The 422-nt window shown below is 44.1% G+C and carries 1 protein-coding gene; it reads right to left on the bottom strand.

Annotated elements, in window-relative coordinates; translation table 11 throughout:
• The coding region (locus GTU69_RS17425) for an EF-Tu/IF-2/RF-3 family GTPase (protein WP_240921750.1) at window positions 1-422 on the bottom strand (422 nt) is incomplete at both ends.

Raw genomic sequence — 422 nt, 5'->3', positions numbered from 1 at the left:
GTTTAGTACCACGTAGAAGAACACCACAGTTCTCGCCTGCACGACCTTCGTCAAGCAATTTACGGAACATTTCTACGCCAGTTACAGTTGTTTTAACTGTGTCTTTGATACCAACGATTTCAACTTCTTCGCCTACTTTCACGATACCAGATTCAACACGGCCAGTTACTACTGTACCACGACCTGAAATTGAGAATACGTCTTCGATTGGCATCAAGAATGCTTTGTCGATTGCACGTTCTGGTTCTGGAATATAAGTGTCAAGCGCTTCAACAAGAGCAAGAACTGAAGATTCGCCATATTGACCAGCGTCACCGTTAAGTGCAGCAAGAGCTGAACCACGGATAACAGGAGTGTCATCACCAGGGAAGTCATAAGTAGAAAGAAGTTCACGAACTTCCATTTCAACCAGTTCAAGCAAC

This window comes from Acinetobacter sp. SA01 (assembly GCF_011319235.1).
Taxonomy (GTDB): domain Bacteria; phylum Pseudomonadota; class Gammaproteobacteria; order Pseudomonadales; family Moraxellaceae; genus Acinetobacter.
This window is presented reverse-complemented; position numbering and strand designations above follow the sequence as displayed.